We start from the raw sequence: 20,829 nt of genomic DNA on the forward strand, positions 1-20,829 counted from the left end.
CACTCTTTATTACATCGGACCCTAACATTCCTTTCAACACTCCATTATATCGGATTTTAGAGAGTTTTTCAATTGCTTACACAAGAAAAAGCAGGTCAAGATACTAGACCTGCTCATAAGATTCTTTTATTCAATATTTATTTTGTATCGCTAGTTACAATCTCTTCAAAATTTTATTTTTTCTAGAGCAATTTTCTTTTCCCAACGTTTTTTAAACAAAATATCAAAGAGCACTAAGGCTGAAGAAAGAATGATTGAAACCAGAAGATACTTTATCCATATAGGGGCATCTGGAATAAACGGCGTCGTATTCAAGAGTCCGTAATTCCCACCTGTTACTTGATTGACCCCAACTAGGAAAATGTTGAGAATAAAAGTGTAGGCGATAATTCGATACTTTTTAAGTAGGTTTTTATCGTAGTGATTCATGAGATAGACCAGGGAATTGACCAAGAGAGCATAATGGCCAATCAGGAAAGAAAAGCTGGTAATATGAGGGAAATCATAGGGGTCAAAAACAGGATAGCCTAAAGCAAATACTGCGCCGCTGGCTCCCATAAGGGCAAAATACTGCTTGGTTTTCCATTTGTCAGGTAAGAAAACAACCGCGAACATGGCCAAACGGCAATGGTAAAGAGGCAGGCTGTTCGAAAATGGAATGCTAAAACCTATATACCAAGTATAAAGAGCTAGCAATTGCGCTATTTGAATCCACTTAAACAATCGAACAAATTTGGGATTTTTGTAGTAAGTAAGAGAAGCATAAATAGACAAGGCGAGAAGGCCTATCATAACTCCATACCAAAAAATCGGAATAGGCGGTGGCGTCGTTTGGGTTCTTGTAATAAAATGATGCATAAAGTCTCCTTAAGGTAACGAATTCAGTTGTATATTAACTATTCTTATGTTTATATTTAACGAGTTGATTGATAAGGATGAGAATACCTGTCATCAAACTGGTCACTATCAAATAGTTAAGCAAACTACCATGATCTCCAATCACAGGTGGCTTGCTCATAAAGCCATAATTTCCTCCTGTCAAGAGGTTGGCAAGAAAGATAATGGCATTAACCCCAAAAGTCATCTGGCATATTTTCCAAGTATCCCCTTTTTCAACTTTATAATATCTAACAAGATAAATCAAGCAGTTAGCCAAGAGGGCCCAGTGTCCGAAAACATTGTTCACAGACGAAACATGAGGGAAAGGAAAAGGATAAAAGACTGGATAAACCAAAGCCATGATAGAACCAAAAACTCCCACTAAGGCAAAATATTGCTTGAAAAAGGTCTTATTAGGGGCAAAAAGAATCATCCACATAGCCATGCGACTATGGTAAAAAGGGAGAGCCTCAGATAGGGGCAGACGTGCAGCAATATACCAAGCGTTGATAATGAGCAACTGAATCAATTGTCCCCAATACCAAAAGTTTCTGTAACCTTTAGATGATGCGAAACGAATCGATAAAACAGCTATGATTACCAAAGAAGTAGGTAATAAAAAGTACCAGGCTCCCAAATGAGGAGGAACTGTCTTTTTACTGGTAAAAAGCAACTCCCAAAGCGTCATATGTCATCCTTAACGTGTTCTAGTTGAGTCAATGCTACATCCTTTTTACCAACTAAAAACGACTGTTATTCTTTCTTCTAATTTCAACCATTATATCGAAATAAAAAGTATTTTTCAATTTCTGTTTCTTTTTAGCTTGGCTTGCCTTATTTATAGGAAAATATGGTAAAATAGAACAGATAAAGAATCATCATTTCACGAAAGGATATCCGATGAAAATTACGCAAGAAGAGGTAACTCACGTTGCCAATCTTTCAAAATTAAAATTCTCAGAAGAAGAAACTGCAGAGTTTGCGACAACACTCTCAAAAATTGTTGATATGGTCGAATTGCTCAGTGAAGTCGACACTACTGGTGTCGCACCTACTACAACGATGGCTGACCGTAAAACTGTTCTCCGACCTGATGTGGCCGAAGAAGGAACAGATCGTGATCGCTTATTTAAAAATGTACCTGAAAAAGATAACTACTATATCAAGGTGCCAGCTATCCTAGATGATGGAGGAGACGCCTAATGACTTTTAACAATAAAACGATTGAAGAGTTGCACAATCTCCTTGTCTCTAAGGAAATTTCTGCAACAGAACTAACACAAGCAACTCTTGAAGATATCAAATCTCGTGAGACAGCACTCAATTCTTTTGTTACAATCGCTGAAGACCAAGCTCTTGCTCAAGCTAAAGCTATTGACGAAACTGGAATTGACGCTGACAATGTTCTTTCTGGGATTCCCCTAGCTGTTAAGGACAACATTTCTACAGATGCTCTCTTAACAACAGCAGCTTCAAAAATGCTCTATAACTACGAACCTATTTTTGATGCCACAGCTGTTGCCAATGCAAAATCTAAGGGCATGATCGTTGTTGGGAAAACCAACATGGACGAATTTGCCATGGGTGGATCAGGTGAGACTTCTTACTACGGTGCAACCAAAAATGCTTGGGACCACAGCAAGGTTCCTGGTGGATCATCAAGTGGTTCAGCTGCAGCTGTAGCTTCAGGGCAAGTCCGTTTATCACTTGGTTCTGATACTGGTGGTTCTATCCGCCAACCTGCTGCCTTTAACGGGATTGTTGGTCTCAAACCAACCTATGGAACAGTTTCACGTTTCGGTCTCATTGCTTTTGGTAGCTCATTAGACCAAATTGGACCTTTTGCACCAACTGTTAAGGAAAATGCTCTCTTGCTCAATGCGATTGCCTGCGAAGATGTCAAAGACTCTACTTCTGCCCCTATTCGCATTGCTGACTTTACTTCAAAAATCGGTCAAGACATCAAGGGAATGAAAATTGCTTTGCCTAAAGAGTATCTTGGCGAAGGGATTGACCCAGAAGTTAAGGAAGTCATTCTGAATGCTGCTAAGCACTTTGAAAAACTTGGTGCTATCGTCGAAGAAGTTAGCCTTCCCCACTCTAAATACGGTGTAGCGGTTTACTACATCATCGCTTCATCAGAAGCTTCATCAAACTTGCAACGCTTTGATGGTATCCGTTATGGCTACCGTGCAGAAGATGCAACTAATCTTGATGAAATCTATGTAAACAGCCGCAGCCAAGGTTTCGGTGAAGAAGTTAAACGTCGTATCATGCTAGGTACTTTCAGCCTTTCATCAGGTTACTATGATGCCTACTACAAGAAGGCTGGACAAGTTCGCACCCTTATCATCCAAGATTTCGAAAACGTCTTTGCGGATTACGACTTGATTTTGGGACCAACTGCTCCTAGCGTTGCCTACGACTTGGATTCACTCAACCACGATCCAGTTGCTATGTACTTAGCTGACCTCTTGACAATTCCTGTCAACTTAGCTGGTCTCCCAGGTATTTCTATTCCTGCTGGATTTGTTCAAGGTCTACCAGTAGGACTCCAATTGATTGGTCCTAAGTATTCAGAAGAAACTATCTACCAAGTTGCTGCTGCTTTTGAAGCAACAACAGACTACCACAAACAACAACCCGTGATTTTTGGAGGTGATAACTAATGAACTTTGAAACAGTCATTGGACTTGAAGTCCACGTAGAGCTCAACACCAATTCAAAAATCTTCTCACCTACTTCTGCCCACTTTGGGAATGACCAAAATGCCAACACTAACGTGATTGACTGGTCTTTCCCAGGCGTACTACCAGTTCTCAATAAAGGTGTTGTCGATGCTGGTATCAAGGCAGCTCTTGCCCTCAACATGGACATCCACAAGAAGATGCACTTTGACCGTAAGAACTACTTCTATCCAGATAATCCTAAAGCCTACCAAATTTCTCAGTTTGATGAACCAATCGGTTACAATGGATGGATTGAAGTGGAGCTAGAAGACGGTACAACTAAGAAAATCGGTATTGAACGTGCTCACTTGGAAGAAGACGCCGGTAAAAACACGCATGGTACAGATAGTTACTCTTATGTTGACCTCAACCGTCAAGGGGTGCCTTTGATTGAGATTGTATCTGAAGCAGACATGCGTTCACCAGAAGAAGCTTATGCTTATCTAACAGCCCTCAAAGAGGTTATCCAATACGCTGGCATTTCTGACGTTAAAATGGAAGAAGGTTCTATGCGTGTGGATGCCAACATCTCGCTTCGTCCTTATGGTCAAGAGAAATTCGGTACCAAGACTGAGTTAAAAAACCTCAATTCCTTCTCAAACGTTCGCAAGGGTCTTGAATATGAAGTCCAACGTCAAGCTGAAATCCTTCGCTCAGGTGGTCAAATCCGCCAAGAAACACGCCGTTATGATGAAGCCAACAAGGCAACTATCCTCATGCGTGTTAAGGAAGGGGCTGCAGACTACCGCTACTTCCCAGAGCCAGATCTACCACTCTTTGAAATCTCAGAAGAGTGGATTGATGAAATGCGCACTGAGTTGCCAGAGTTTCCAAAAGAGCGCCGTGCACGCTATGTCTCTCAACTCGGATTATCAGACTACGATGCTAGCCAGTTGACTGCCAACAAAGTCACTTCTGACTTCTTTGAGAAAGCAGTTTCACTTGGTGGTGATGCTAAGCAAGTCTCTAACTGGCTCCAAGGTGAAGTCGCTCAATTCTTGAACGCTGAAGGCAAGACACTGGAACAAATCGAATTGACACCAGAAAACTTGGTTGAAATGATTGCCATCATCGAAGACGGCACTATCTCATCTAAGATTGCAAAAAAAGTCTTTGTTCACCTAGCTAAAAATGGTGGAGGCGCTCGTGAATACGTGGAAAAAGCTGGTTTGGTTCAAATCTCAGATCCAGATATCTTGATTCCAATTATCCACCAAGTCTTTGCCGATAACGAAGCAGCTGTTGCTGACTTCAAGTCAGGAAAACGTAACGCCGACAAGGCCTTCACAGGATTCCTCATGAAAGCGACTAAAGGACAAGCCAACCCACAAGTAGCCCTCAAACTACTTGCCCAAGAATTGGCTAAGTTGAAAGAGAACGAGTAAATATACTTTCGCTAATAGACTTTTCTACTAAAAAATAGAAAGGAGAATAAATGAACAAATTTTTACGAGTACTATTTATTTTAGTTATCGTCGCCATGTTGGGTGCTTCTATTCTACAAATCTTTCTCCCATCATATATGGGAGAGCATTCTGGTTACGGTGTTTCTGCAGGATGGCAAAGAGAAATTGGAATTTGGAATCTAGCTGTCTTAATTATTATTCTTGCCGTTAATATTAAGTACGATTGGTTTTACCTGAGAATTGCCCTTCTTGCCCTCATTATTGGTGGTATAGGAATAGGAACAAATCATTTGTTAAATTTTATTGAATTTCATTCTCCTGTTAATGCGATTGGTGCTATCGAGAATTATATACTCGTATTTGGTTGGATTATAGGGTGGTTTATTGAAAATAAAACTATAAAACTCCAAAACTCTTTATAGACATAAATTTAGCAAAAACTATTTTTGTACTCACATAGTTAGGAGACATATGAAAAAGTTATATACTCTTATCACTACTTGCTTGCTTCTTCTATTTGTGACACCCCTACAATCCATCGATGCAGGTGTTGGACATTCTCGAAGTGGTAGCTCTAGTCGCAGTAGCTCACGAAGCAGTAGCAGTTCTCGAAGTAGTAGCTCTAGCCGAAGCCGTTCAAGTGGTAGTTCTTCTTCTAGAAGCAGCTATCGTTCTGGTGGTAGTTACTCGAATTTGGGAGATTCTTTAAGCACTGGCATGAACATTCTGATTATGTTTGGTGTCGGAGGTTTCATACTCTTCATGCTTATCAAATATCTGAATGACCAGAATTCATCATCTGGTAAATCTTATGGAAGTTCTACTAGCTACCAACCACAACCAACTATCCATCGTCGAGTTGAAAATAATATACAAGCCATTGATCGACTTAGATACTATGATCCAAACTTTGATGCCTCTGCTTTCACTTCATGGGCTAAAGAAGTTTATATCCAGTTGCAGGCTGCTTGGACTAAAAAGGATTGGAACTTGGTGCGTTCTCTTGAAAGTGTTAGTCTCTATACTCAACACAGTGCTCAACTGGAAGACTATATCCAATCTCAAACAACGAATGTTTTGGAACGCGTTTACGTTGAAAATGTCCGAATCAAAGATTTCAATAGTAATCCAGATGGAAATGATACTTTAGTCGTCATCTTATCATCTACCTTGAGAGACTATGTCATCGACGACAAGACTCGTAAGGTTATTGAGGGAGACCCTCAAAAAGATCTATTTACAGTTTATCAAATGAACTTCATCCGTAAACATGGCAGTCAAACTGAAAGCTCTGTCCAAGATGAAGCCGTTAGCGACCGCTGTCCAAACTGTGGTGCTCCACTGAAAATATCAGCTATCAGCAAATGTGACTATTGCGGATCTGATATCACCCGTAGTCCTAACCAATGGGTTCTTGACACCTATGACGTTGTGGATGAAGACGAACTATATAATTAGGAGGAAATTATGGGATTTATTCGTATGGCCAAAGAGCAAATTAAGGGAGTTGTTGATGTTGCCAAAACTGCTGGTATTAATAGTTTTAATGACAGTAAATTTAAGGAAGCCGTTGTACTTCCCGAACACGTATCATCAGAAGCATTAGCTGTTAAAGGAATTCTTCTTACAAAAGACCCTGACGGAGTTTCTAGACAAGGTAATCAACATACAGGACTTTTAACAGATGGTTCTGTCGTAATTGTGCCACAAGGTTATGTTGCTATCCTTGTAAATAATGGTACTTTCCTTGGTGATGTCTTAGAAGCTGGTAGCCATGAATGGCGCTCTGGCGACAACGCTTGGCTTCTAGAAAAAGGTGGAATAAGAGGAACTTGGGAAAACTTCAAGCACCGCTTTTCATTCGCTGGTCAAGTCGTTACTCAACAAGAAATCATCTTTGTCCGTGTCCAACCGATTGCGGGTAATAAATTTGGTACACAAAACGCTGTAGAATACTTCAGTGAACGTTACCAACAATTGCTCAATATCCGTTTCTATGGTTTGTTTGATATCAAGATTTCTGACCCAGTACTTTTCTACGTTAGCTCGATCAGTCAACAAATTGACGAACATAAACCATTTACACTCCAAGATATTGCTCAAGGAACTCTTCGACAAAATATTTCTCCTAAAATTGCGATCGCAATTGCCAAATTTACTAATGAGTACCGAGTTGATATCTATAGCCTAAATGCTAATCAAGATACCTTCAATGAAATCGCTAAACAAGAAGTCAACAAGGTATGGACTGGTCTTTACGGTATTGAAGCAACCAATATCCTTCTTGAGGATTTGAGCTACGACCAAGAAAGCTTGGAACTTGTTCGTAAACTTGATAGCGAACTCGTTGCTATGAAATACAATACCATCGAAATTGAAGAACGTCGTGCTCGTAACGAAGCTCTTATTGCTGCAGCTAATAACGAAGGTAATGGCAATGGTATGAACATGTTTATGGGTATGAATCTCGGTCAAACTCTCGGTGGCCAACTCACCCAACAAGCTCAACCTGTTAACCCAAATCAAACTGTTCCCCCAGTACAACCCGCTGATCCAAACCAAGCATTTACTCCGGTACAAACTGCAAGTCCTGAGCAAGTTGCTAGCCCAGTAGAGACTGTTAGCCCTGAACAAACCGCTAACTCAGTAGAATCTACTAATCCAGAAATGACAACTCCTGCACAAGAATCTACAACTCAAGAAGCAACAAGTTCTGCACAGGAATCTACTAGTCCTGAACAAACTACCAACTCTAAACAAACCGCTAATAAAAACTTCTACATCGAAGTCGATGGTAAGTACGTATTGGTAACCAAAGACGAAGAAGGAAACATCGTTCCTGTCAACTAATTTCACTTCCCTGATATTTGAGAAATCTTACGACTTATGATACAATAAAGAGTAAATTATTTTATTAAAGAGGTAAAAACATGATCGAAGCAAGTAAATTAAAGGCTGGTATGACCTTTGAAACAGCTGACGGAAAATTGATCCGCGTTTTGGAAGCTAGCCACCACAAACCAGGTAAAGGAAACACTATCATGCGTATGAAATTGCGTGATGTCCGTACTGGTTCAACATTTGAAACTAGCTACCGTCCAGAGGAAAAATTTGAACAAGCGATTATCGAAACTGTGCCAGCACAATACTTGTACAAAATGGACGATACAGCTTATTTCATGAACACTGAAACTTACGACCAATACGAAATTCCTGTTGTAAATGTTGAAAACGAATTGCTTTACATCCTTGAAAATTCTGAAGTTAAAATTCAATTTTATGGAACTGAAGTAATCGGTGTAACAGTACCTACAACTGTTGAATTGACAGTTGCTGAAACTCAACCATCTATTAAAGGTGCTACTGTTACCGGTTCTGGTAAACCAGCTACAATGGAAACTGGACTTGTCGTTAACGTTCCAGACTTCATCGAAGCAGGACAAAAACTCGTTATCAACACCGCAGAAGGAACTTACGTTTCTCGTGCCTAATCTCTAGAAAGAGGTCATTCTATGGGAATTGAAGAACAATTAGGCGAAATCGTTATCGCCCCACGTGTACTTGAAAAAATCATTGCAATCGCTACAGCTAAAGTTGATGGTGTCCACTCTTTTTCAAACAAATCAGTGTCTGACACCCTTTCAAAACTTTCACTCGGCCGTGGCGTCTATCTAAAAGAATCTGAAGAAGAACTAATAGCTGATATCTATCTCTATCTTGAGTATGGTGTCAAGGTTCCTAAGGTTGCAATGGCTATTCAAAAAGCTGTCAAAGATGCCGTTCGTAATATGGCTGATGTTGAACTCAATGCTGTGAATATTCACGTTGCTGGTATTGCACCAGATAAAACACCAAAACCAGCATTAAAAGATTTGTTTGATGAGGACTTCCTCAATGACTAGTCCATTATTAGAATCTAGACGCGAACTACGAAAATGTGCTTTCCAAGCACTGATGAGTCTTGAATATGGTTCTGATATTGAAACTGCTTGTCGCTTCGCTTATACTCATGATCGAGAAGACGACGAGGTAAAACTCCCTAGCTTCCTAATCGATCTTGTATCTGGTGTTCAAGCTCAAAAAGAGGAACTAGACAAACAAATCACTCAGCATTTAAAGTCTGGTTGGACGATTGAACGTTTAACCTTAGTTGAAAAGAATTTATTGCGTTTAGGAGTTTTCGAAATCACTTCCTTTGATACTCCTCAACTTGTAGCTGTGAATGAAGCTATTGAACTTGCAAAAAGCTTTTCAGATCAAAAATCAGCCCGTTTCATTAACGGACTGCTCAGTCAATTTGTAACTGAAGAAAATTAAATATAAAAAGTGTTTGATAGATATCAAACACTTTTTATTTGTCTCCTCAAATGCTATCTAAAAAAACGATTATAGATTAAATTAGAAAGCAACAACCAGATGAAATCTGCATGAATGAGAAAGTTAATAAAACTATGGCACAGGATGGTGATTTTTAGATTCTTTGTCCATCGGTAAACTAAAGCAAAGAAAAGACCGGAAAAACTATAAACCATCAAACTGATGGGGTCGCGATGGGACAATACCAAATGACTGAGCCCAAATATAAGAGCTGATAAGATGACATCCAAGTAGTATTTGGACTGGGGAAAGAAGGTGTTCATAAAATATCCCCTATGAACAATCTCCTCCAATATAGGCCCCAAAATGACAACGGAGATAAAAGAGAAGCAAGTCGTTAAAATAGTAGATTGCTCACTGAAGGATAGGACCGAAAGAAGGTCTTCAAAGATATAGTTGTTATTAATGAAGCGACTAAACTGTAAGTAAAAAGCACTTAACAACTGACGGACAAAATAAGTAGCCACTAGACTAACTACAAGGTAAAAGAATCTGGATTTTTTCGAGCCCCTTTTCTCAAAAATATAGAGCATTTTTTTCTTTTTAAGCCAATAGATAAATAGCCCTAAAAGAGCTAGTTGCTCTACTGCTACAATAATAGAATAGCCATCCATACCCCAGACAAACATCTTAGCCAGATAAAGACTACTGAAATCTAGTAGATAAATTGATAGGAATACCAGTAATGTATAGATTCCCAAATGCCCTAGTTTTTTCATACTCACTCCCAAAAATGTTTGTTGACTTATTTTTATAGCACACGCATCCCTTGTTATATTAACAGATATTTTTACAAGAGTCAATTTTTCATACTGAAATGTATTTTATAGAATCGAAAAAGCTAGAACTATATCTTAGTCCTAGCTTACTTTTTAATATTTTCTAAAGCGTTGGTAACGTTCCTCAATGAGTTGATCTAATGGAAGTTTCCCAAGTTCATTGAGTTTTTCCTGAAGTTGTTCTTTGACTTGCTTGATTAAATCTTTGCTTGATAGACCTACCTCAGAGATAACCTTATCTACAATCTTCATATCTAGCAATTCGAAAGAAGTAATTTTCATCAACTCTGCAGCTTCCATGGCACGACTGCCATCCTTCCAAAGGATAGAAGCAAAACCTTCAGGACTGAGAACTGCATAGATAGAGTTCTCTAACATCCAGACACGGTCAGCTACGGCAAGAGCGAGGGCTCCACCAGAACCACCTTCACCAATAATAATAGCGATTATCGGCACCTTAAGATCGCTCATCTCCATGAGGTTACGAGCAATAGCTTCACCTTGACCACGCTCCTCTGCTCCGACACCAGGATAGGCACCTGCCGTGTTGATAAAAGTTACAACAGGACGGCCAAATTTTTCAGCCTGCTTCATCAAGCGAAGGGCTTTTCGATAACCTTCCGGATGAGGTTGTCCAAAGTTACGGTTAAGATTATCTTGTAAGCTTTTACCTTTTTGGATTCCAACAACAGTTACTGCTTGGTTTCCCAACCAACCGATACCACCAATAACAGCACCATCATCTCGGAAGGAACGATCTCCATGCAATTCAACAAATTCATCAAAAATTCCTGTCGCAAAGTCCAAGGCAGTTAAGCGGGTTTGTTCACGTGCTTCTCTGACGATTTTTGCAATATTCATCAACAATCCCCCTTATGTAACCTTACTAATCGTGCAATCATATCTGGCAATTCTCTCCGTTTAACAATCGCATCCACAAAGCCATGTTCTAACAAAAACTCTGCCTTCTGGAAATCCTCTGGCAAATCTTCCCTTACGGTATTTTCAATGACACGACGTCCAGCAAATCCTACCAAACTTTGAGGCTCTGCCAAGATAATATCACCTTCCATGGCAAAGGAAGCTGTAACACCTCCGGTTGTTGGATCTGTTAGGATAGTCAGATAAAAGAGACCTGCATTGGAATGACGTTTAACTGCTGCAGAGATTTTAGCCATCTGCATCAAACTCATGATTCCTTCTTGCATACGTGCTCCACCAGATGCTGTAAACAAGACGACTGGTAATTTTTCAGCTGTCGCGTATTCAAACAATCGGGTGATTTTCTCACCAACGACCGTTCCCATAGACGCCATGATAAAGTTGGAATCCATGATTCCGAGGGCTACCTTTTCCCCCTTGATCAAAGCATTTCCTGTAACAACAGCCTCATCAAGCCCTGTTTTTTCACGCATAGAGGCTAATTTTTTCTGGTAGCCTGGAAATTCCAATGGATCCTGCGTCTCAATCCCAGTAAACATCTCTAAGAAGCTTCCCATATCGATGGTCAAAGAAAGACGCTCTTGAGCTGAGATACGGAAGGTATAGCCACAGTGAGGACAAATACGCTCACTCCCTAGATCTTTTTGGTAAATGGTGTGTTTACAACCTGGACATTTTGAGAAGAGTTCGTCTGGAACCTCAGGTTTAGCTTGGGGCTTTTCTCTAAGTGAACGATTGGGATTAATTCGTATATATTTATCTTTTTTACTAAATAGAGCCATACATCCCCCTTTTCAGTCTCATACTCTTTTTATATTATTCTTTTTCTTGATAGTGTGGTAAGAAAGTTTCCATCAAGAATGAAGTATCGTAGTCTCCTGCTATCACTCGACGATCAGAAATCAAATCGAGCTGAAAATCAGCATTGGTGACAACCCCTTCAATTTCGAGTTCATAAAGAGCTCGTTGCATTTTCATGAGTGCATCAAATCGATTTTCACCATGAACAATAATTTTAGCAATCATACTATCATAGTATGGCGGAATGCTATAACCAGGATAAACTGCTGAATCCACACGCAAGCCCACACCACCACTTGGTAGATAAAGATTGGTAATCTTCCCTGGGCTTGGTGCAAAATTAAAGGCTGGGTTTTCTGCATTGATACGGCACTCAATGGAATGTCCTTTTAGAACAATGTCTTCTTGTTTCAAAGTCAATGGTTGACCCGCTGCGATACGGATTTGTTCCTTGACAATATCTACACCTGAAACAAATTCGGTTACCGGGTGTTCCACTTGGACACGCGTATTCATCTCCATAAAGTAGAATTTGCCACTTGCTTCATCTAGTAGGAATTCAATCGTACCAGCATTTTCGTAGCCTACAGACTCCGCTGCACGAACTGCCGCAGCACCAATTTCATTACGAAGGGTTTTTCCAATAGCAATCGAAGGACTTTCTTCTAAAACCTTTTGGTTATTCCGTTGAAGCGAACAGTCACGCTCACCAAGGTGAATAACATGTCCCATTTGGTCAGCAAGAATCTGTACTTCAATATGGCGAGCAGGATAAATCACACGCTCAAGGTACATAGCTCCATTACCAAAGTTGGCTTTGGCTTCTCTAGAGGCTGTTTCAAAGGCTGACACGAGATCTTCTGCTTTTTCAACCTTACGAATCCCTTTTCCACCACCTCCAGCTGAAGCTTTCAGCATAACTGGATAACCAATTTTTTCAGCAATAGCAAGAGCCTCTTCTGCTGTATGGACCTCTCCATCTGATCCTGGAATGACAGGCACATTGGCCTTAATCATTTGAGCACGGGCGTTAATTTTATCTCCCATGACATCCATGACACGAGCTGATGGTCCGATAAATTTGATCCCAACTTCTTCACACATGGTTGCAAATTTGGAATTTTCACTTAAAAAACCAAATCCAGGGTGAATAGCTTCAGCTTCAGTCAAGACTGCAGCTGATAGGATGGCATTGATGTTCAGATAAGATTCTGTAGCCTTCCCAGGGCCGATACAGATAGCCTCATCAGCCAAAAGCGTGTGGAGAGCTTCCTTGTCAGCAGTCGAATAGACAGCGACTGTTGCAATTCCTAATTCTCGTGCCGCACGAATAATACGAACAGCGATTTCACCACGATTGGCAATTAAAATCTTACGAAACATGGAAAACCTCCCTAGTTTCCAATAGCAAAGGTTAGAGTACCGCTTGCTGCAAGCTTACCATCTACTTCTGCCTTCGCTTCTACTACGGCGATTGTGCCACGACGCTTGACAAAAGTTGCTGTCATGACAAGCTGATCACCAGGAACAACTTGTTTCTTAAACTTAACCTTATCCATGCCAGCATAGAAAACAAGCTTCCCTTTGTTTTCAGGTTTTGATAATTCCAAGACACCTGCTGTTTGTGCCAAAGCTTCCATGATCAAGACACCTGGCATTACAGGATAGGCTGGAAAGTGTCCGTTGAAGAAAGGTTCGTTAATCGTTACATTTTTAATAGCAACGATTGTATCTTCACTGACTTCCAAGACACGATCCACTAAGAGCATGGGATAGCGGTGGGGCAAAGCTTCTTTAATTCCTTGAATATCAATCATTTGATACGTACCAAGCCTTTCCCGAACTCAACCATTTCTTCATTGGCAACAAGAATTTCTGTTACGACACCATCTTTAGGTGCTGGAATTTCGTTCATGACCTTCATGGCTTCAATGATAACCAAGGTTTGGCCTTTTTTAACAGTATCACCAACTGAAACAAAATTAGGTTTATCAGGTCCGGCAGCCAAGTAAGCAACTCCGACAAGTGGACTTTCTACAAGGTCTCCTTCAGCTACAGACTCAGTAACACTTGATTCTGAAGCTGCTTCTGCAGCTGGTGTTGTAGTTGGAACTTGTGGTGCAACTGTAGGTGTAGTTGCTGGAACCACAGGTTGAGGTGTTGGACTTGTTTCTGCAACAAGTTTTGCTTCATTCTTACTGAAGACCAACTCATCCGTTCCATTTTTATAAGAAAATTCTTTCAAGCTTGACTGGTCAAATTGTGCCATCAAGTCTTTGATTTCATTTAAATTCATCTTTACTTATTCTCCCAACGTTTGAAAGCAAGAACTGCATTATGTCCACCAAATCCAAAGGTATTTGAGATAGCATAAGGAATTTCACGTTCCACTCCTTGCCCATAAATTACGTTTGCTTCAATGTAGTCTGACACTTCTGTGGTTCCGGCTGTCATTGGAACATAGTTGTTACGAATTGCTTCAATTGTTGCAATAGCCTCAACTGCACCTGCTGCACCGAGCAAGTGGCCTGTAAATGACTTGGTTGAAGATACAGGTACTTCCTTACCAAGAACCGCTACGATAGCACCACTTTCTCCCTTTTCATTAGCAGGAGTTGATGTACCGTGAGCATTGACATAAGCTACTTGGTCTGGTGTGATTTCAGCTTCATCCAAGGCAAGTTTGATAGCTTTAATAGCACCTTGGCCTTCTGGATGTGGTGAAGTCATATGGTAGGCATCACAAGTGTTCCCGTAACCAACGACTTCCGCTAGGATAGTTGCTCCGCGTTTTTCAGCATGTTCTAAGCTCTCAAGAACCAACATCCCTGAACCTTCACCCATGACAAATCCATTACGGTCTTTATCAAATGGAATAGAAGCACGTGTTGGATCCTCTGTTGTTGAAAGAGCTGTTAAGGCTTGGAAACCAGCGATTGCAAATGGAGTAATTGAGGACTCTGATCCACCAACTAACATGATATCTTGGAAACCAAATTTGATAGAACGGAAGGCATCTCCGATAGCATCATTTGATGAAGCGCAAGCTGTGTTGATAGATTTACAGATACCATTAGCACCAAAGCGCATAGCTACATTTCCTGCAGCCATATTTGGCAAGGCTTTTGGAAGTGTTAATGGTTTAACTCGTTTTGGTCCTTTGTCGTGAAGTCGGAGGACTTGGTCTTCGATTTCTCTGATTCCACCGATACCAGATGCAACGATGACACCAAAGCGGTCTTTATCAAGTGCTTCTACGTCAAGATTAGCATGGTCAACTGCTTCTTGAGCTGCATACAAGGCATATAAAGAATAATCATCGAAACGATTGGTATCTTTTTTTACAAAATATTTGTCAAAAGGAAAATCATTAATCTCTGCTGCATTATGAACGTCAAAAGTACTGTGATCAAACTTGGTGATTTCACCAATCCCAATCTTTCCATTCTTTAAACTGTTCCAAAATTCTTCTGGCGTATTCCCAATTGGAGATGTTAATCCATAACCTGTTACTACTACACGATTTAGTTTCATTTTCATACCTCTATTTTAACTCTTATTGCATGGTAAGTCCACCATCAATTGCAATGACTTGTCCCGTTAGATAATCTTGGCTTGCAAGAAAGGCTGTGACCTCTGCCACTTGCTCAGCTTGACCAAATTGTTTCATCGGAATTTGTGCCAGCATGGCATCTTTTACCTTATCAGATAGGACTGCAGTCATATCTGATTCGATCATTCCTGGTGCAATGGCATTGACACGTACATTACGGTTGGCTACCTCACGTGCTACTGATTTGGTAAATCCAATTAGACCAGCCTTAGAAGCAGCATAGTTTGCTTGACCGATATTTCCCATCAAACCAACGACACTGGACATATTGATAATGGCCCCTTCACGAGCTTTTATCATCTGCTTCAAGACTGCTTGCGTCATATTGAAGGCTCCCGTTAAATTGACTTTCAAGACCTTCTCAAAATCTTCTTCTGTCATCTTCAGCATGAGAGTGTCTTGAGTAATCCCGGCGTTATTCACTAGGACGTCAACTGAACCTAGTCCTTCAATGGCTTGGTCCACCATTCGTTTTGCATCCGTAAAATCAGAAACATCACCAGAAATAGCAAGGACCTTCACCCCGTAAGGTTTAAATTCGTTTAGAAGCTCCTCGGAGATTTCACCACGACTATTCAAGACAACATTGGCTCCCAAGCTGGCAAATTTATGAGCAATGGCAAGACCAATTCCTCGACTTGAGCCTGTAATAAAGACATTTTTCTGTTCTAGTTTCATTTTTCTCCTTTCAGAACTTCTACCATTTTATCTAATTTTCTAAGAGTGCTTGTAAACTTGCTTGATCTTCCACATTTGCAAGTTGAGCAGTTTTATCAATCTTTTTAACAAATCCTGACAAGACTTTCCCAGGACCAATTTCGATAAAACGAGTCACACCAGCTTCTTGCATGACTGAAATGCTTTCATAGAAACGAACAGGTTCCTTGACTTGACGAGTCAAGAGTTCTGCAATTCGTTCTTTTTCCATGACTTTTGCTTCTGTATTACCAACAAGTGGACAAGCAAAGTCGTTAAACTCAACATCTTCTAGGACTTGAGCTAATTTTTGACTAGCAGGTTCCAATAAAGCTGTATGGAAAGGTCCAGAAACATTTAGCGGAATTAAGCGTTTTGCTCCTGCTTCTTGCAAGAGTTCAACTGCACGATCCACAGCAACCACCTCACCACCAATAACAATTTGACTTGGGGTATTGTAGTTAGCTGGAGTCACAACGCCAAGTTGAGAAGCTTCTTGACAAGCTTGTTCAATAACTTCAACTGGAGTATTGAGTACGGCTACCATTTTACCAGATCCAGCAGGTGCCGCTTCTTCCATATAAGCACCACGTTTAGCAACTAGAGCCACCGCATCTTCAAAATCCAAGGCGCCACTAGCTACAAGGGCAGAATATTCACCAAGAGACAGACCTGCCACTATATCTGGTTGGTAACCTTTCTCCTTTAGTAGTCGGTAAATGGCAACGGATGTAGCCAAAATAGCTGGTTGTGTGTAACGAGTCTGATTTAGCTTCGTTTCATCGTTATCAATCAAGTCACGAAGATTATAACCTAAGACTTGGCTAGCTTGGTCGATTGTTTCCTTGACGATAGCATATTGGTCGTATAGTTCACGACCCATTCCAAGGTACTGGGCTCCTTGACCTGCAAATAGAAAGGCTGTTTTAGTCATTTCTTGTAACTCCTGCCCAACGAGCGGCTTCTTTTTGAATTTTCTCAGCTGCACCATAGTAGATATCTTTTAAGATTTCTTCAACAGTTTCTTCTTTAGAAACCAAACCTGCAATCTGGCCGGCCATAACTGAACCACCATCCACATCACCATGGACAACAGCTTTAGCTAGAGCTCCCGCCCCCATTTGCTCAAAGATTTCCAAATCTGGATTTTCTTGTTTGAAGGCATCTTTTTCAGCTTGTTCGAAATCACGAGTCAATTGATTTTTGATGGCACGAACTGCGTGTCCAAAGTGTTGTGCTGAAATCGTTGTATCAATATCACGAGCTTTTAAAATTTTAGCTTTATAGTTTGGATGGGCGTTTGATTCTTTAGCAACTACAAAACGAGTTCCTACTTGCACAGCTTCCGCACCAAGCATAAATCCAGCAGCAGCTCCCTCACCATCTGCAATACCACCAGCAGCGATAACAGGAATTGAAACAGCCGCTGCAACTTGACGAACCAAGGTCATGGTTGTTAATTTACCAATGTGTCCACCGGCTTCCATACCTTCACAAATGACAGCATCTGCACCGATTTTTTCCATACGTTTAGCCAAAGCTACGCTAGGAACTACAGGAATAACGGTGATTCCTGCTTCATGAAATCGCTCCATATATTTACTTGGGTTTCCTGCACCAGTTGTGACTACCTTAACCCCTTCTTCAATCACAAGGTCCACAATATCATCAACAAATGGAGACAAGAGCATGATATTGACACCAAAAGGCTTGTCTGTTAAAGATTTAATCTTATCGATGTTGGCTTTAACCACTTCTTTAGGTGCGTTTCCTCCACCAATGATACCGAGACCACCAGCTTTTGAAACAGCTCCAGCCAAATCGCCATCTGCTACCCAGGCCATTCCACCTTGGAAGATAGGATATTTAATATTTAATAATTCAGTGATACGTGTTTTCATATTGCCTCCATAAGTCTTGCTTACGTAATAGTTCGACTTTATTATAATTTGACGGTCAAACTATTACCTAAACAAGAGGGAGCGGGTCTCCCCTACTCCTTCTTTATTTATTCTAATTATTTAGTTTGCTCTTCAACGTAAGCAACCAAGTCGCCAACTGTTTTCAAGTTGTCTTCAGCTTCGATTTGGATATCAAAAGCGTCTTCGATTTCTGAGATTACTTGGAACAAGTCCAATGAATCTGCATCCAAATCATCAAAAGTAGATTCAAGTGTTACTTCTGATGCATCTTTTCCAAGTTCTTCAACGATAATTTCTTGTACTTTTTCAAATACTGCCATGATAGACTCCTTTAAAATAAATAGTTTTTTTATAACAATGTGATCACCACATGATTACCTAAATTGTAACAATAAGTGTGCCCCATGTCAAACCTCCACCGAAACCTGACAAGAGAATTTTTTGGCTACCATCCAAATGGATGAGCCCTTCTTCTACACACTCAGAAAGTAAAATCGGGATACTTGCCGCACTAGTATTTCCATACTTCATCATATTAGCAGGAAGCTTGTCACGATCGACACCGATTTTTCTAGCCATCTTATCTAAAATTCGAATATTAGCTTGATGAAGCAAGAGATAATCGAGTTCATCTGCTGATATTGGACTTTTTTCGATGGTCTGTTTAATAGATTTAGCCACGTCTCGAATTGCAAAGTCAAAAACTGCTCTCCCATCCATTTTCAAGAAAATATCTGGTTCTTCTTGAATCGAAAATGGTGAAATCAATCCTGTCTGTCCATAAGTGAGACACTCACCACGAGAACCATCGCTATTGAGACTTTCAGCTAAGAAATGTTTTTGGTCACTTGCCTCAAGTAGTACACCACCAGCTCCATCTCCGAACAAGACAGCTGTTGAACGGTCAGACCAATCCAAAGATTTTGACATGGTCTCACTACCGATAACAAGACCCTTTCGATATGTTCCTGAAGAAATGAACTTTTCTGCAGTCGATAGGGCAAAAACAAATCCACTACAAGCAGCTGTTAAATCATAGGCAAAAGCCTTATGAGCGCCAATCTTTGCCTGAACACGAGCTGCGGTTGAAGGCATCATCGAGTCAGGTGTCATCGTCGCTATAATGATGAAGTCTAGCTCTTCAGCAGAAATCCCTGCCTTCTCTATAAGTTGTCTTGCAACCTCTGTAGCCAAATCTCCTGTTGATTTCGTCTTAGAAATATGGCGTTCTTTAATCCCTGTCCGACTTGAGATCCATTCATCACTCGTATCCATGACCTGAGCCAAGTCTTCGTTAGTGATAATCTGCTCTGGAGCATAATGAGCGACCTGGCTTATTTTTGCAAAAGCCATTACTTCAAATCCTCCAAAAAGTGATAAAGATTAGTCAAGCCTTTTCCCATAACTTCAATCTCTTCAGGACTCATGCCCTCGATAATTCTTTCGACCATGGCCTTATGGAAACGTTTATGAAGACGGTGAACGAGACGACCTTTCTTTGTCAAATGCAGATGTACTACACGACGATCTTGATCTGAGCGGATACGTTCGATGTATCCTTTTCTCTCCAAATTATTTAAACTCGTTGTCACAGTCCCTAGAGTTACCATCAACTCTTTGGACACTTGACTTGGAGTCACTTCTGGATACTTACCGATAACATCAATCGTGTGCATTTCTTTGATAGAGATGTCTTTGAAACGACTACCTCGCAAACTTACTTCCTCGATCACTAGGACGTTGTTAAAAATTGATGTTAAATAGTCATTGACTTGTTGGTAGTCCATTTCTCTTCCCTCCTTTATCAAAAAAAGTTTAATAATCAAAACATTTGACAAAAAAAGTATATCAAACTTCAAAGAATAGTGCAAGTATTTTTTATTTCCCGATAAATTTTGGACGTCTTCTTTCAGAATGTGCACGAACACCTTCTTTAAAATCTTCCGTATAGGATAGTGATTTTTGTAGTTCCAATTCAAGTTGAGCATATTCATGCCATTGCTTGAACTCACTTTCCCAAACAAGTTTCTTAATCGCAGCATAGGAATTTGAAGAGCCACGTCTCAACTTCTTCAACAATTGTTCTCTAGTTTTTTCTAATTGTTCACTAGTACATAGACGATATAGAGCTCCTGCCTCCATTGCCTTTTCAGCGGTGAAAGCTTCTCCAGTCATAGCTAATTGAGTTGCTATAGTTGCACCGAGCGATCTTGTCAACAAGAATAAGCCACCTGCGTCAGGAGCCAATCCTACACCTACAAAAGCCTGGATAAATTTAGACTTGTCAGATGCGATACAGAAATCAACTGCCAAGGCCATATTGGCTGCAGCTCCAGCAACTGCTCCATCCACCTCCATGATAACAGGCTTAGGAATCTGTTTAATCTTATAAGAAATAGTATTGACCAATTCAGCAATTCGAGTTAAGGAATCAATATCATCCTCATCGACAGCACGTTTCATTTCAACTAAATCACCACCGACAGAAAACACCTTACCAGCAGCATTGATGAGAATAAATGAAACAGAATCGTCTTTTTCAGCTAATTCCAGTGCTTCTAAAATTTCTTCACACATAGGAATATGGAAACCATTTGCCACCTCGGGACGATTTAAAGTAATCACCGCTAAATCGTCTTGAATTTGAAAGATAATATGATTCATAGCCACTCCTTTAATTTAAAA

Annotated in this window: 25 protein-coding genes; 9 read left to right on the forward strand and 16 right to left on the reverse strand. The window is 40.4% G+C overall.

Annotation, left to right across the window (positions count from 1 at the left end):
- Positions 1 to 165: 165 nt before the first annotated feature.
- Positions 166 to 858: a YwaF family protein gene (locus NML75_RS02120; RefSeq protein WP_006147948.1), complete on the reverse strand. Its 693-nt coding sequence runs from the start codon at positions 856 to 858 to the stop codon at positions 166 to 168.
- Between the two features lie 34 nt (positions 859 to 892).
- Complete coding sequence (locus tag NML75_RS02125; RefSeq protein WP_006147947.1) at positions 893 to 1,567, reverse strand: YwaF family protein; 675 nt, start codon at positions 1,565 to 1,567, stop codon at positions 893 to 895.
- Positions 1,568 to 1,779: 212 nt separating this feature from the next.
- Between NML75_RS02125 and gatC the strand changes: the two genes are divergently transcribed.
- The 9 genes from gatC to nusB all read left to right on the forward strand — a co-directional run bounded on the left by gatC (position 1,780) and on the right by nusB (position 9,331).
- The gene (gene gatC, locus NML75_RS02130) at positions 1,780 to 2,082 is read left to right on the forward strand and encodes an Asp-tRNA(Asn)/Glu-tRNA(Gln) amidotransferase subunit GatC (protein WP_006147946.1); all 303 of its coding nucleotides are present in this window, start codon (positions 1,780 to 1,782) and stop codon (positions 2,080 to 2,082) included.
- Entirely contained in the window at positions 2,082 to 3,548 is a 1,467-nt protein-coding gene (gene gatA, locus NML75_RS02135; RefSeq protein ID WP_254733619.1) for an Asp-tRNA(Asn)/Glu-tRNA(Gln) amidotransferase subunit GatA, read from the forward strand. Before gatC ends, gatA begins: the two co-directional genes overlap by 1 nt.
- Positions 3,548 to 4,993, forward strand: a complete 1,446-nt coding sequence (gene gatB, locus NML75_RS02140) for an Asp-tRNA(Asn)/Glu-tRNA(Gln) amidotransferase subunit GatB (protein ID WP_254733620.1) — start codon at positions 3,548 to 3,550, stop codon at positions 4,991 to 4,993. Before gatA ends, gatB begins: the two co-directional genes overlap by 1 nt.
- Before the next feature lie 50 nt (positions 4,994 to 5,043).
- The gene (locus NML75_RS02145; RefSeq protein ID WP_004251919.1) at positions 5,044 to 5,436 is read left to right on the forward strand and encodes a hypothetical protein; all 393 of its coding nucleotides are present in this window, start codon (positions 5,044 to 5,046) and stop codon (positions 5,434 to 5,436) included.
- 49 nt (positions 5,437 to 5,485) lie between these two features.
- Entirely contained in the window at positions 5,486 to 6,472 is a 987-nt protein-coding gene (locus tag NML75_RS02150; protein WP_025170545.1) for a zinc-ribbon domain-containing transport protein, read from the forward strand.
- A 9-nt stretch (positions 6,473 to 6,481) separates the two neighbouring features.
- Positions 6,482 to 7,864 carry an SPFH domain-containing protein gene (locus NML75_RS02155; RefSeq protein ID WP_004251915.1) on the forward strand — a complete coding sequence of 461 codons (1,383 nt, stop codon included), beginning with the start codon at positions 6,482 to 6,484 and terminating at the stop codon, positions 7,862 to 7,864.
- An 80-nt stretch (positions 7,865 to 7,944) separates the two neighbouring features.
- The gene (gene efp / locus NML75_RS02160) at positions 7,945 to 8,505 is read left to right on the forward strand and encodes an elongation factor P (RefSeq protein ID WP_004251910.1); all 561 of its coding nucleotides are present in this window, start codon (positions 7,945 to 7,947) and stop codon (positions 8,503 to 8,505) included.
- A gap of 21 nt (positions 8,506 to 8,526) precedes the next feature.
- Positions 8,527 to 8,916 carry an Asp23/Gls24 family envelope stress response protein gene (locus NML75_RS02165; RefSeq protein WP_004251907.1) on the forward strand — a complete coding sequence of 130 codons (390 nt, stop codon included), beginning with the start codon at positions 8,527 to 8,529 and terminating at the stop codon, positions 8,914 to 8,916.
- Positions 8,909 to 9,331 (forward strand): transcription antitermination factor NusB, encoded by a 423-nt coding sequence (gene nusB, locus NML75_RS02170; RefSeq protein WP_004251901.1) that lies wholly within the window; start codon positions 8,909 to 8,911, stop codon positions 9,329 to 9,331. The genes NML75_RS02165 and nusB overlap by 8 nt, the downstream gene beginning before the upstream one ends.
- Before the next feature lie 53 nt (positions 9,332 to 9,384).
- Here the strand turns inward: nusB and NML75_RS02175 are convergent, their stop codons facing one another.
- The 14 genes from NML75_RS02175 to NML75_RS02240 form a co-directional block, all read right to left on the reverse strand.
- Positions 9,385 to 10,110: a CPBP family intramembrane glutamic endopeptidase gene (locus NML75_RS02175; RefSeq protein WP_004251898.1), complete on the reverse strand. Its 726-nt coding sequence runs from the start codon at positions 10,108 to 10,110 to the stop codon at positions 9,385 to 9,387.
- Positions 10,111 to 10,263: 153 nt separating this feature from the next.
- Positions 10,264 to 11,031, reverse strand: a complete 768-nt coding sequence (locus NML75_RS02180) for an acetyl-CoA carboxylase carboxyl transferase subunit alpha (protein ID WP_254733621.1) — start codon at positions 11,029 to 11,031, stop codon at positions 10,264 to 10,266.
- Positions 11,031 to 11,894, reverse strand: a complete 864-nt coding sequence (gene accD, locus NML75_RS02185; RefSeq protein WP_254733622.1) for an acetyl-CoA carboxylase, carboxyltransferase subunit beta — start codon at positions 11,892 to 11,894, stop codon at positions 11,031 to 11,033. Before accD ends, NML75_RS02180 begins: the two co-directional genes overlap by 1 nt.
- Before the next feature lie 34 nt (positions 11,895 to 11,928).
- Positions 11,929 to 13,296 (reverse strand): acetyl-CoA carboxylase biotin carboxylase subunit, encoded by a 1,368-nt coding sequence (accC, locus tag NML75_RS02190; RefSeq protein ID WP_254733623.1) that lies wholly within the window; start codon positions 13,294 to 13,296, stop codon positions 11,929 to 11,931.
- Positions 13,297 to 13,307: 11 nt separating this feature from the next.
- Positions 13,308 to 13,730: a 3-hydroxyacyl-ACP dehydratase FabZ gene (gene fabZ, locus NML75_RS02195; protein ID WP_006145014.1), complete on the reverse strand. Its 423-nt coding sequence runs from the start codon at positions 13,728 to 13,730 to the stop codon at positions 13,308 to 13,310.
- A complete protein-coding gene (accB, locus tag NML75_RS02200) occupies positions 13,727 to 14,209 on the reverse strand; it encodes an acetyl-CoA carboxylase biotin carboxyl carrier protein (protein ID WP_235083809.1) in 483 nt (160 codons plus the stop codon). Before accB ends, fabZ begins: the two co-directional genes overlap by 4 nt.
- Positions 14,210 to 14,211: 2 nt before the next feature.
- A complete protein-coding gene (gene fabF, locus NML75_RS02205; RefSeq protein ID WP_254733666.1) occupies positions 14,212 to 15,447 on the reverse strand; it encodes a beta-ketoacyl-ACP synthase II in 1,236 nt (411 codons plus the stop codon).
- Between the two features lie 22 nt (positions 15,448 to 15,469).
- Complete coding sequence (gene fabG / locus NML75_RS02210; protein WP_049494243.1) at positions 15,470 to 16,204, reverse strand: 3-oxoacyl-[acyl-carrier-protein] reductase; 735 nt, start codon at positions 16,202 to 16,204, stop codon at positions 15,470 to 15,472.
- Positions 16,205 to 16,235: 31 nt separating this feature from the next.
- Complete coding sequence (fabD, locus tag NML75_RS02215) at positions 16,236 to 17,156, reverse strand: ACP S-malonyltransferase (RefSeq protein ID WP_049494244.1); 921 nt, start codon at positions 17,154 to 17,156, stop codon at positions 16,236 to 16,238.
- A complete protein-coding gene (gene fabK / locus NML75_RS02220) occupies positions 17,149 to 18,123 on the reverse strand; it encodes an enoyl-[acyl-carrier-protein] reductase FabK (RefSeq protein WP_004251880.1) in 975 nt (324 codons plus the stop codon). The genes fabD and fabK overlap by 8 nt, the downstream gene beginning before the upstream one ends.
- Positions 18,124 to 18,239: 116 nt before the next feature.
- A complete protein-coding gene (locus NML75_RS02225) occupies positions 18,240 to 18,464 on the reverse strand; it encodes an acyl carrier protein (protein WP_000257840.1) in 225 nt (74 codons plus the stop codon).
- Between the two features lie 58 nt (positions 18,465 to 18,522).
- A complete protein-coding gene (locus NML75_RS02230; RefSeq protein ID WP_049494246.1) occupies positions 18,523 to 19,497 on the reverse strand; it encodes a beta-ketoacyl-ACP synthase III in 975 nt (324 codons plus the stop codon).
- Positions 19,497 to 19,931, reverse strand: coding sequence for a fatty acid biosynthesis transcriptional regulator FabT (gene fabT / locus NML75_RS02235; protein WP_004251873.1), 435 nt, complete (start codon positions 19,929 to 19,931; stop codon positions 19,497 to 19,499). Before fabT ends, NML75_RS02230 begins: the two co-directional genes overlap by 1 nt.
- Positions 19,932 to 20,022: 91 nt before the next feature.
- Positions 20,023 to 20,808, reverse strand: coding sequence for an enoyl-CoA hydratase (locus NML75_RS02240; RefSeq protein WP_004251871.1), 786 nt, complete (start codon positions 20,806 to 20,808; stop codon positions 20,023 to 20,025).
- Positions 20,809 to 20,829 lie beyond the last annotated feature (21 nt).

The organism is Streptococcus sp. CF4-3, from assembly GCF_024295385.1.
GTDB classification, from domain to species: Bacteria; Bacillota; Bacilli; order Lactobacillales; family Streptococcaceae; genus Streptococcus; species Streptococcus infantis_I.